Origin of the sequence: Paractinoplanes tereljensis (genome assembly GCF_016862435.1) — a bacterium.
Lineage (GTDB): Bacteria > Actinomycetota > Actinomycetes > Mycobacteriales > Micromonosporaceae > Actinoplanes > Actinoplanes tereljensis.
Genome location: NZ_BOMY01000055.1, coordinates 328,518 through 339,928, shown reverse-complemented (window position 1 = coordinate 339,928; position 11,411 = coordinate 328,518). Strand labels below are relative to the sequence as shown.

Genomic DNA, 11,411 nt, shown 5'->3' with positions numbered 1-11,411 from the left:
TACGGACATAACCGCATCATCAGGCGAGCCGCGACCGCCCGACCCCAGCACTTCGCCACAGCAGTAACTCGCAAGATTTTTAAAGCTTTTGCCCGACCCCCTACCGTAACCACAACGGGGGTTGGGTTTGACTTGAGCGTAGGCGGCACGGTTTCGCTCGCGGACCCCACCACAAAGGCCGGCCCGCCGGAGCAACGCTCCCAGAATGCCCAAAGCGCGGCAGCCAGACCACCCGCAGAAGGGGACCGCCCAGCCCCTGAGACACCTGGCCGCGGGTAACCAGAGTCCCGGCCGCAACAGATCACCATGCAAGGTTTTTGGCCGGGGATGATCATGCAGGGCATAGATGCTTTACCGCCCAGCATGGTCATCCCCGGCCAAAAACCGTCCCAGAGCAAGCAAAGGACGGAGCCCGCGGAACGCCAGGCTGGTGTCAGCTCCACAGGGTGACGTGGACCGACGGCCGGAAGTGACTCACGTTCACCCCGGACCCGCGCATCATCGCCTGGATCGCCCGGGGTGACGCGGCAAAGCGGGCCAGCTCGGCCGCCGCCGACGGAGCGCCCTGATCGGCCAGGGTCAGCGAGTGCCAGACCGACTCCAGGGTCGCGTACGGACCGGCCAGCTGCACCAACTGGCCGTTGCGGACATCGGGAGCCACCGTGAAGGAGAGCGCAGGGGCCACGCCCTTGCCGCGTTTCGCCTCCTCCAGGGCGGCCGCGTGGCTCTGGAAGATCTGCTGGTTCCCCTCGGCGACGGCCAAGCGGCGCAGCAGCGCGGGAATGGCGCCCATGTCAACGGCTGCGGACGGGCCGAGCAGCCAGGTCTGGTCGCGCAGCTGGGCGGCCGACGCCCGCAGGCCGGCCAGCGGGTGGGTGGCGCCGGCCACGACGACGACCCGGTAGTTCATCACCGGGCGGCACACCAGGCCGGTTTCGGCGGCGGGGCGCGGGCCGATCGCGATGTCGACCGTGCGGGTCAGCAGCAACGCCTCGAACGAGCCGGGGTGGTGCACGCTCAGCTCGACGTCGAGGTCGTCGGCGCGGCCGGCGAACAGCTCGATCAGGCCGGGGGCGGCGTGCTCGGCGAAGAGGCTGGAGGCCGCCACCCGCAGCAGGCGGCGGCCGGTGCCGGCCGTGCTCACCTCGCGGACCGTGATGTCCTGCAGGCCGAGCATCTCGGCCGAGCGGCTGGCCAGGCGCAGGCCGCCGGGGGTGAAGGCCAGGCCGGCCGCGGTGCGGGTGAAGAGCTGGTCGCCGAGCTCCTTGCGGAGTTGTCCGATGTGCAGGGAGACGGCCGACTCGCTGACCGAGAGGTCGGCCGCGGCCTGCTTGACCGAGCCGAAGCGCACCACGGCCGAGTAGGCGCGGAGCTGCGTGGGGGTCATAGCCCGAGCCTGCCACGTCGTGCCACGTCGAGCCCCCTGTGCAGAGATGTGAAGGAGCTTAGGGTTTTCGGCCGACCGCCGCCAGCATGCCGATCAAGCGTGGGTCGGGCTGGTCGGCACCGGGGAGGGGACGCCACTCGGTGGCCAGAACCACGCCGGGATCGACCAGCTCCAGGCCGTCGAAGAGGGCGCCGAACTCGGTGTGGTCGCGGGGCCAGACGTCGCTGCGGCCGGCCGCCTGCAGGGCGCGGTAGCGGGTCTGCTCGTCGGCGGTCATGAAGTCGGTGGTGAAGTGGGTCGCGGCCAGGTAGCTGCCGGCCGGTAGCGCGTCCAGTAGCTCGCGGACCAGTGGCTGGGCGGCGCCGGCGCCGGGGATGAAGTGCAGGATCGCGACGAGCATCAGGGCGACCGGCTCGTCGAGCGACAGGGTGGCCTTGAGCTCGGGGTCGTGCAGGATCGCCGACGGCTCGCGCAGGTCGGCCTCCAGGTAGGCGGTGCGGCCGGCCGGCGTGCCCTTCAGCAGGGCCTGGGCGTGGGTGCGGACCATCGGGTCGTTGTCGACGTAGACGACCCGGCAGTCGGCGGCGGCGCGCTGGGCGACCTCGTGGGTGTTGTCGGCGGTGGGCAGGCCGGTGCCGATGTCCAGGAACTGCCGGAGGCCGGCTTCGGCCGCCAAATAGTGGACCATCCGGCCGAGGACGTCACGGTTCGCGCGTACGCCCGTACGCATGCCTGGGAATTTTCTTTCGATCTCGTCGCCGGAGGCGCGATCGGCGGCGAAGTGATCCTTCCCGCCCAGCCAGTAGTTGTAGCGACGGGCCGGGTGTGCCACCGAACCGTCGATGGCCGGCCGTGTTCCATCCCCGTTGGTCGAAGCCATGCGGGACACCCTAATAGAAAGACTCCCGGCCCGGTACACAGTGGACCGGGCCGGAAGCGGAGAGTAATCGATCAGCTGACCGAGACGGCCGACCAGGCGGCCGCGGTGGCGGTGTACTGGGTGCTGCTCGCGCCGAACAGGTCGGTCGCGGCCTTCAGCGTGGCGGTGCGGGCCGCGCTGTAGTTGGTCGACGAGGTCATGTACGTGGTGAGCGCGCGGTAGAAGATCGCCCCGGCGTCGTCGTTGCCGATGCCGGTCACCGTGCTGCTGTCGCAGGTCGGGCTGTTGTAGGCGACGCCGTTGACGGTGTGCGCCCCGGAGCCGACGGCCAGCAGGAAGAACGCGTGGTTGCCGACGCCGGACGAGTAGTGCACGTCGAGGTTCTTGACCGTGCTGCTCCAGCACTTGGCCGAGCTGCCGTCCTTGGACGGGTCGTCCATCCAGCGCAGCGGGGTGCCGCTGGTGACGACCTTCTCGCCGATCAGGTAGTCGCCGGTGTCCTTGGCGTTGTTCGAGTAGAACTCGACGAGGGTGCCCATGATGTCGCTGTACGACTCGTTGAGCCCGCCCGACTCGCCCGAGTAGGTCAGACCGGCGGTGCGCGACGTGACGCCGTGGGTCATCTCGTGGCCGGCCACGTCGAGGGTGACGAACGGGCCGTAGGTGGTGCCGTTGCCGTCGCCGTAGGTCATGCAGAAGCAGGTGTCCGACCAGCTGGCGTTGAGGTAGCTGTTGCCGTAGTGGACCCGGTTGTAGCTACCGGTGCCGTCCCCGGCGATGCCGCTGCGCCCGAACTTCGAGAGGTAGAAGTCCCAGGTCTCGCTGACCCCGTACTGGGCGTCGACGGCCAGGGTCGCCCGGTCGGTGAGGGCGCCGGTGCCCCAGCTGTTGTCGGCGTCGGTGAACAGGGTGCCGGCGCCGATCCGGCGGTTGTTCATGTCGACCGTGTAGGTGTTGCCGCGGGTCGGGTCCTTCAGCTGGTAGGTGCTGCCGGACAGGGTGGTCTCCAGGCTGACCGGGCCGACGTTGTAGCCGGTCCCCGTACCCGTCGCGGTCTGCTCTTCCGCCCATTTCTCGACGACCGCGCCGGTCGCCGCGCTGACCAGCACGTGCTGCAGGCCGGCGGCGGTGGTCACCTCGGTGCGGTAGACCAGCGTGGGGGTGGTCTCGCGGGCGCTGACCGCGAGGGTGGCGGTGCCGGTCGCGGTGCCGCCCAACGCGGCGGCCGCCGCGTTGTTCGCGCTGGTCGCGCTGAGCGCGGGGGTGACGGCCAAGGTCAACGGCGAGGCGAGGGTACGGGTGACCTCGCGCACCGATCCGTCGGCGTTGCGGTGGGCGACGACATCGCCGCCGATGACCTGCAGTCCGTGGTAGGTGCGGTTCAGGTGGACGTGGCTGATCCCGTTGGCGTCGAACTGCGTGTCGCGGGTGGCGAACGTGTCCGACGGGCTCGCCGCGAACAGGGCCGCGAACGTGGCGGTCGGGGCCGCGGTGGCCGGGGTTGTCCCGATCAGGGCGGTGGCCGCGGCGAGCGTGGTGGCGCTGAGGATGACTCTGGTGCGCACCGTTGGTTCTCCTTCTCGTCCGGTTGAGGCATTGAGTTTTATGAATGCCGTGCCGGGTGGGAAGCCCCCGCGTTGTTACCAATCCGTGTCGTCACGTTCACGATCCGCGCAGTCCGAGTTGGACCGTCATGTGCACGGTGACCGTTTCGTGGGGCTCGATGGCCATTGGGTTACTTGGTGTGCGGGGCGGTTGTCGGTTGGCAAGCGCTTGCTACCTGCCAGTAGGCAAGCCTATGAAGCGCCTATGAGATACGCAGAGTAATGTCTGCCGTATTACTTAGAGTCATCAATTCTGAACGTCTCATATGCCTCGCATTATGGAAGACGTAATAGATATTGATATGACCAGCGAAAACACCTGTGAGTACCCTTCGGTGAGGTGCGAAAACTTGATGACTTCGATCAAGAATGGTTAACGGCGCTGTAACCGAACCTGGTTAAGTTCCTACTTACTGTTAGATCGACTCATCTGCATGTCTCACTTGAAGCGGGAGTCCGATGAGCACGTCACCACCCTGTGCCCGGGTCATCGCCGTCACCGGCGGAACCGGGATCGAGCCGAGCCCGTACCTCGTCGCCGCGGCCACCGCCGCCGGCGCCACGGGCATCGTGGACATGGGTACCGGCGAGGCCTGGACGCTGCGCCTGCTGCGGCAGGCGGCGTCGCGGTCGGCCGAGCCGATCGGCGTACGCGTCGGAGCCGGATGCGCCGCCACCCTCACCGAGGTTCTGGCCGCGACCGGCGGCCGCCTCGCGGTCGTGGTGCTGACCGCCGACGCGCCCTGGCCGGTCGCCGGGCTCGACGCCACGGTCCTGGTCGAGGTCGCCGACCTCGCGGAAGCGCGGGCCGCCGTCGAGGCCGGCGCCCACGGGCTGATCGCTCGCGGCATGGAGTCGGCCGGGCGGGTCAGCGACCTGAGTACGTTCGTGCTGCTCCAGCATCTGCGGGAGGCGCTGCCGGACACCCTGGTGTGGGCGGCCGGCGGCATCGGGCCGCGCACCGCCGCCGCGGTCGCCGCGGCCGGGGCCGCCGGGGTCGTGCTCGACAGCCAGCTGCTGCTGATGCCCGAGTCCGATATGCCCGACCAGAGCCGCGCGACCCTGATGCGGATGGACGGCACCCGGCCTGATCTGCCCGGCGTCGGCGCCGACGGCCCGCTCGCCGCCGCGTTCGCCGCCCGGTGGGCGGACACCGGCGCCGCGATCCGGGGCATCCGGGCCGCCCTCGACGAGGACTTCGCCGCCGCGGCCGGGCTGCTCGCGCCCGGTGGGCCGCTCGCCGCGGCGCTCGGGGTCGAGCTGCCGGTCGCGCAGGGGCCGATGACCCGGGTGAGCGACGAACCGGCCTTCGCCGCGGCGGTCGCGGACGCCGGGGGGCTGCCGTTCATCGCGCTCGCCCTCGCCGACGTGCCGAAGACCGAGCAGATGCTGGCCGGGACGGCGGAGGCCCTCGGCGACCGGCCGTGGGGCGTCGGCATCCTCGGGTTCGCCCCCGACCACGTGAAAGCCGGGCAGATCGAGGTCATCCGGCGAGTGCGCCCGGCGTACGCCATCATCGCCGGCGGCCGCCCGGCGCAAGCGAAAGCTCTGGAGGCCGAAGGCATCCGGTCGTTCCTGCACGTGCCGTCGCCCGGCCTGCTCAAGCAGTTCCTGGCGGCCGGCAGTCGCCGGTTCGTCTTCGAGGGCGCCGAATGCGGCGGGCATGTCGGTCCGCGGGCGAGCTTCCCGCTGTGGGAGGCCCAGCTCGCGGTCCTCGACACCTTCCTCGACGAACACCCGGCGGCGGGGGCGGAGCTGCAGATCTTCTTCGCCGGCGGGGTGCACGACGCCCGCTCCGCGGCGATGGTGGCCGCGCTCGCCGCGCCTCTTGCGCGGCGCGGGGCCCAGGTCGGCGTGCTGATGGGTACGGCGTACCTGTTCACTTCCGAAGCCGTCTCCTCGGGCGCCATTCAGCCACTGTTCCAGCGCTCGGCTGTTCTGTCGGAGAAGACCGCCCTGCTGGAGACCGCTCCTGGGCATGCGACCCGTTGCCTGGCCACGGGTTTCGCCGACGACTTCCACGCGCTGCGGGACGGGCTCGAAGCGGCCGGAGTGGACCACCGGCAGGTGTGGGAGCAGTTGGAGATGCTCAATGTCGGACGGCTGCGGGTGGCGTCGAAGGGGTTGCGTCGCGAGGGGTCTTCGCTGGTGCCGGTGGATGAGGCCGGGCAGGCGGCCGAGGGGTTGTTCATGGCCGGCCAGGTGGCGGTTTTGCGCTCCTCGGTGACCACGATCTCGGCGCTGCACTCGTCGGTGACGTCGGGGGCGCGTGATCTTCTGCGGTCTCTGGCCGCCGTGCCGATTTCGGAAATGTCCGATACTTCGGTCCCGCTGGACATCGCGATCATCGGCATGGCCTGCATCTTCCCCGGGTCGTCCGACCTGGCCGGGTACTGGCGCACCATCCTCGGTGCGGCCGACGAGATCACCGAGATCCCGCGGGACCGCTGGGACATCGACCACTACTACGCGCCCGAGGTCGGCCCCGGGCAGGCCGGCCGGGTCACCGTCTCCAAGTGGGGCGGGTTCATCGACCCGATCCCGTTCGACGCGATCCGCTACGGCATCCCGCCGTCCGCGCTGGCCAGCATCGACCCCACCCAGCTGCTCGCCCTCGAGGTGTCGCAGCGGGCCCTCACCGACGCCGGCTACCCCTACGATCGGCCCGGCGCCGACCACGCCCGTACCGGGGTGGTGTTCGGCGCCGAAGCCGGCGGCGACCTGGCCGGCGCCAAGACGCTGCGCGCGGTCCTGCCCGGCTACCTCGGCGAGCTGCCGGCCGGCCTGGACGAGCAGCTGCCGGCCATCACCGAGGACTCGTTCCCCGGCGTGCTGGCCAACGTGATCGCCGGCCGGATCGCCAACCGGCTCGACCTGGGCGGACCCAACTTCACCGTGGACGCCGCCTGCGCCTCTTCGCTGGCCGCGCTCGATGCAGCCTGCAAGGAGCTGGCCACCGGCGGCAGCGACCTGATGATCTGCGGCGGCGCCGACCTGCACAACGGCATCAACGACTACCTGATGTTCACCTCGGCGCACGCGCTCTCGCCGACCGGCCGCTGCCGCACCTTCGACAGCACCGGCGACGGCATCGCGCTCGGCGAGGGCGTGGCCACCGTCGTCCTCAAGCGGCTCGCCGACGCCGAACGCGACGGCGACCGGGTGTACGCGGTGATCAAGGGCCTGGGCGGGGCCAGCGACGGGCGGGCGCTCGGGCTGACCGCGCCCCGGGCCGAGGGGCAGCGGCGGGCGCTGGACCGGGCCTATCGGGTCGCCGGGATCAGCCCGCGCGAGGTCGGCCTGGTCGAGGCGCACGGCACCGGCACGGTGGTCGGCGACCGCACCGAACTGGAGACGCTGACCCGCCTGTTCACCGATTCCGGGGCGGAGCCCGGGCAGACCACGCTGGGCTCGGTCAAGTCGCAGATCGGGCACACCAAGTGCGCGGCCGGCCTGGCCGGGGTGATCAAGGCGGCCCTCGCCCTGCACGTCGGGGTCAAGCCGCCCACCATCAACCTGACCCGCCCCAACCCGGCGTGGTCGCCTTCCCAGAGCCCGTTCTCGTTCCAGACCTCGGCGCAGCCATGGGCCGCCGGGCCGCGTTTTGCCGGGGTCAGCGCGTTCGGCTTCGGCGGCACCAACTACCACGCCGTCCTGGCCGCACACGCGCCCGACGCCGACCCCCGGCACGGGCAGGCCGCCTGGCCGGCCGAGCTGTTCTGTTTCCGCGGGAGCGACCGCGCCGCCGCCCAGCGGGGCGTGCGCCGGCTCCTCGACCGACTCCAGGTCGTCGCCGGCTTGCGCGAGCCGGCGACGACCTGGGCCGGCTCTGGTTTGGGTGAGCCGCCTTCCGCCCGGGCCGGTCAGGGTGAGCCGGCTTCCGCCCGGGCCGGGTTGCGTGCGCTGGCTACGACCTGGGCCGGGGAGACCGATCCGCGGGTCGGGCCGGTGCGGATCGCGGTTGTGGCTCGCGATCTCGGCGAGCTGTCCGACCTGCTCGACCGGGCCCTGGCCGGCGAGCATGAGCCGCGACGCGGCCTGATCCAGCCGGCTGAAACGGATGACCCTGGCCGGGTCGCCTTCCTCTTCCCCGGGCAGGGCAGTCAGCGGCCGGGTGCGCTCGCCGAACTGTTCATCACGTTTCCCGAGCTGCGGCACTACCTCGATCTCGGCCGGGACTGGGCCGACGTGCTGTTCCCGCCGGCCGCCTTCGACGATGAGACCGCCGACGACCAGAAGGCCCGGCTGCGCGACACCCGCAACGCCCAGCCCGCCCTTGGCCTCGGCGGACTCGCCGTCGACCATCTGCTGCGGCGGCTCGGCATCCGGCCCGACCTGACCGCCGGGCACAGCTACGGGGAACTCGTCGCGCTCTGCGTCTCCGGCGCCTTCGACCCGGCCACCCTGCTCGACCTGAGCCGCTCCCGGGCCGCGTCGATCCTGGCCGCCGCCGGGGACGATCCGGGGACGATGGCCGCAGTCAGCGCAACCCCGGCGCAGATCGCCGAGATCCTGGGCGACTCCTCGGTGGTGGTGGCCAACCACAATGCTCCGGCGCAGGCGGTCATCTCCGGCGCGACCTCCGCTGTCGCCGCCGCCACCGCCGCACTCACCGCCGCCGGGCTGACTGCCCGGCCGATTCCGGTGGCGTGCGCCTTCCACAGCCCGGTGGTCGCCGGGGGCAGCTCGCTCTTCGCCGACGTGCTCGCCGCCCGCGAGATCACCGCCCCGGCCGGCGAGGTCTGGTCCAACCGGACCGCTTTCAAATACCCCAACACCCCCGATGGCGTACGGGCGGAACTCGCCGCCCAGATCGCGTCGCCCGTGCGGTTCGTCGACCAGATCGAGGCCATGTACGCGGCCGGCGCCCGGGTCTTCGTCGAGGCCGGCCCGGGACAGGTGCTCACCGGGCTGGTCGGTGCCGTCCTCGGCGACCGCCCGCACCTGGCCGTGCCGGTCGACGGGCGGGACGGGCTCCGGTCGCTGCTGCTGGCAGTCGCCCAGCTGGCCTGCGCCGGAGTCCCCGTCAACACCGGGCCGCTGTTCCGCGGCCGGGAAACCACCACCGGAGAAACGTCGCGTCCGCTCTGGACGGTCGACGGCCATCTCGTACGCGATCCCAACGGCGCCTGCCTGCCCGGCGGCCTGGCCCCGGCCCGGCGCATCCCCGAGGAGCTGATCATGACCACCCCGCCCCAGCAGGCCCCGAACACCCAGAACGCGCTGCTCTCCGAATACCTGCGCACCACCCGCGAAATGATCACGTCGCAGCGGGACGTGATGCTCGCCTTCCTCGGCCACCAGCCCGCCACCACCTGGGAGCCCGCCCCCGCCCCGGAGTACCAGGAGGAACTGGTCCCGGCGATGGCGATGCCGGCTATCGAAGCCGCCTATGCCGCCCCGGCGCCGGCCGCGATGATGGCGCCGGCGGCGCCGGCCATGGACGTGCAGGGCGCGGTCCTCACCGTGATCAGCGAGCGGACCGGCTACCCGATCGAGCTGATCGAGCTGGACCTCGACCTGGAGGCTGACCTCAGCGTCGACTCGATCAAGCGGGCCGAGGTGGCCGGCGAGGTCGCGTCCCGGCTGGGCCTCTCCGCCGACGGCGACGAGTCGGAGCTGGAAGACCTGGTCAAGGCCCGAACCGTCCGTTCCATGGTGGACTGGCTGGACAGCCGCATCGGCGCGGCCGCTCCGCTGACCGAAACCGCAGCGTCGCAGGCCGGGCTGGGCGCGGCGCGCATTACGGTCGCGCCGGGCCAGGCGGACATGGCTGGCGCGGCCGTCGACGTGCAGGGTGCCGTGCTTGCGGTGATAAGCGACCGCACCGGCTATCCGGTTGAGCTCATCGAGCCCGACCTCGATCTGGAGGCTGACCTCAGCGTCGACTCGATCAAACGGGCCGAGGTGGCCGGCGAGGTGATCACTCGGCTCGGTCTCTCCGCCGACGGCGACGAGGCCGAGTTGGAGGACCTGGTCAAGGCCCGCACCGTCCGGGCCATGGTCGAGTGGCTGGAAAGCCGGATCGGCGGCGGCCCCGCCGCGCCACCAACCGCCGCTCAAGCGCCGCCGGAGTCCGATGGGATCGCGCCGCAGCGTCTCGTGTCCCGACTGCAACCGGCCGCGGCCGGGGAAGGCGAGGTGCGCCTCAACGGCGCACGGTTTCTGATCAGCGGCGGATCCGTCCCCAGCCAGCTTCTCGCCGACCTGCTCGGCGCGGCGGGCGCCCGCCTGGTCACCGGCGGCGACGCGGACGGTCTGATCCTGCTGGACGGCCTCGACGACGGCCCGGCCCTGCTGCCCGACCTGTTCGGTCAGATCCGGCAGTCGCTTGCCGGCGGGGTGCGCTGGGTGCTCGCGGCCGGCCGCCCCGGCGAACGCAACGACGGGATGCCCGGCCTGTTCCGCACCATCGCCCGCGAATACCCCGAGGTCACCGCCCGCTACGTCGAGTTCCGCGCGGACACCGACATCCCGGCTGCCCTGCTGCGGGAACTGGGAGAGTTGGCGGTTGCGCCCGTGGTCGCGTACACCCCGGATGGCCGGCATGGCGAAAAGCTGGAACCGGACCGCTTGGGGGTTTTGGCCGACGGCGGAGCCGGCCCGGCCGGCGACGGCGTCTCCGAGGCGCAGGCGCTCGGCCTCGACCAGGATTCCGTGCTCGTCCTGGTCGGCGGCGCGCGTGGCATCACCCCCTGGTTCGCCCGGACGGTCGCCGCCGCGGCCCGATGCCGGGTGGAGCTGATCGGCCGCACCCCGCTGCCGTCAGCTTCCGGCGGCGGCCTGCCGGCCGGGCTTGCTTCGGGCAGCGACGTGCCGGCCGGGCTTGCTTCCGGCGGCGAGCTGCCGGCTGGGCTGGACAAGGCCGGGCTGCGGGCCGAGCTGGCTCGGCGCGGGATGCGCTCGCCGGCCGAGATCGACCGTGCTGCGTCGGCGATCCTGGCCGCGCGGGAAGTCGAGGCGACCATCGCCGACCTGACCGCCCTCGGCGCCACGGTGAACTACCACTGCGCCGACGTCCGCGACGAGCAGGCGCTCGGTCGGCTGATCGCCAAGATTCACGACGAGCACGGCCGGATCGACGGCGTCGTGTACGCGGCCGGGATCATCGACGACAAGCTGATCGCCGACAAGGAGCCGGAGTCGTTCGCCCGGGTGTTCGGTACCAAGGTCGACGGCTGCCGGACGCTGCTGCACGCGCTCGGGTCGTTCGCCTCGGAGATCAAGTTCGTGGTGCTGTTCGGCAGCATCGCCGCCGCCTACGGCAATCGCGGGCAGAGTGACTACGCCGCCGCCAACGACGCCCTCGACACGCTCGGTGCCCGCTGGGCCTCTGCGCACGACCGGCGGCTGATCACCGTGCACTGGGGACCGTGGGGTGGGCGCGCGGGCATGGTCACGCCGGAGCTCATCCAGGAGTACGCCCGGCGCGGCATCGCCCTGATCGACCCCGAGGAGGGCGCCCTCAGCCTGCTGCGCGAACTCGCCTGGGGCACCCCCGACACCACGTCGGTCGTCTACACCGCGTCGGGGTGGTGAG

The 11,411-nt window shown here is 71.6% G+C and carries 4 protein-coding genes; 1 reads left to right on the top strand and 3 read right to left on the bottom strand.

The window, feature by feature from the left end:
- Nucleotides 1-433: 433 nt before the first annotated feature.
- The 3 genes from Ate02nite_RS44225 to Ate02nite_RS44215 all read right to left on the bottom strand — a co-directional run bounded on the left by Ate02nite_RS44225 (nucleotide 434) and on the right by Ate02nite_RS44215 (nucleotide 3,832).
- Complete coding sequence (locus Ate02nite_RS44225) at nucleotides 434-1,387, bottom strand: LysR family transcriptional regulator (protein WP_203813944.1); 954 nt, start codon at nucleotides 1,385-1,387, stop codon at nucleotides 434-436.
- Between the two features lie 58 nt (nucleotides 1,388-1,445).
- Nucleotides 1,446-2,267, bottom strand: a complete 822-nt coding sequence (locus Ate02nite_RS44220) for an SAM-dependent methyltransferase (RefSeq protein ID WP_203813943.1) — start codon at nucleotides 2,265-2,267, stop codon at nucleotides 1,446-1,448.
- 71 nt (nucleotides 2,268-2,338) lie between these two features.
- Nucleotides 2,339-3,832 carry a M4 family metallopeptidase gene (locus tag Ate02nite_RS44215; RefSeq protein ID WP_203813942.1) on the bottom strand — a complete coding sequence of 498 codons (1,494 nt, stop codon included), beginning with the start codon at nucleotides 3,830-3,832 and terminating at the stop codon, nucleotides 2,339-2,341.
- Between the two features lie 498 nt (nucleotides 3,833-4,330).
- Here Ate02nite_RS44215 and Ate02nite_RS44210 point away from each other — a divergent pair, with 498 nt between their 5' ends.
- Entirely contained in the window at nucleotides 4,331-11,410 is a 7,080-nt protein-coding gene (locus Ate02nite_RS44210; RefSeq protein ID WP_203813941.1) for a type I polyketide synthase, read from the top strand.
- Nucleotide 11,411: the final 1 nt, after the last annotated feature.

Coding starts and splice junctions, on each gene's coding strand:
- Ate02nite_RS44225 (WP_203813944.1), bottom strand. CDS start 1,387: ATGACCCCCACGCAGCTCCGCGCCTACTCGGCCGTGGTGCGCTTCGGC.
- Ate02nite_RS44220 (WP_203813943.1), bottom strand. CDS start 2,267: ATGGCTTCGACCAACGGGGATGGAACACGGCCGGCCATCGACGGTTCG.
- Ate02nite_RS44210 (WP_203813941.1), top strand. CDS start 4,331: ATGAGCACGTCACCACCCTGTGCCCGGGTCATCGCCGTCACCGGCGGA.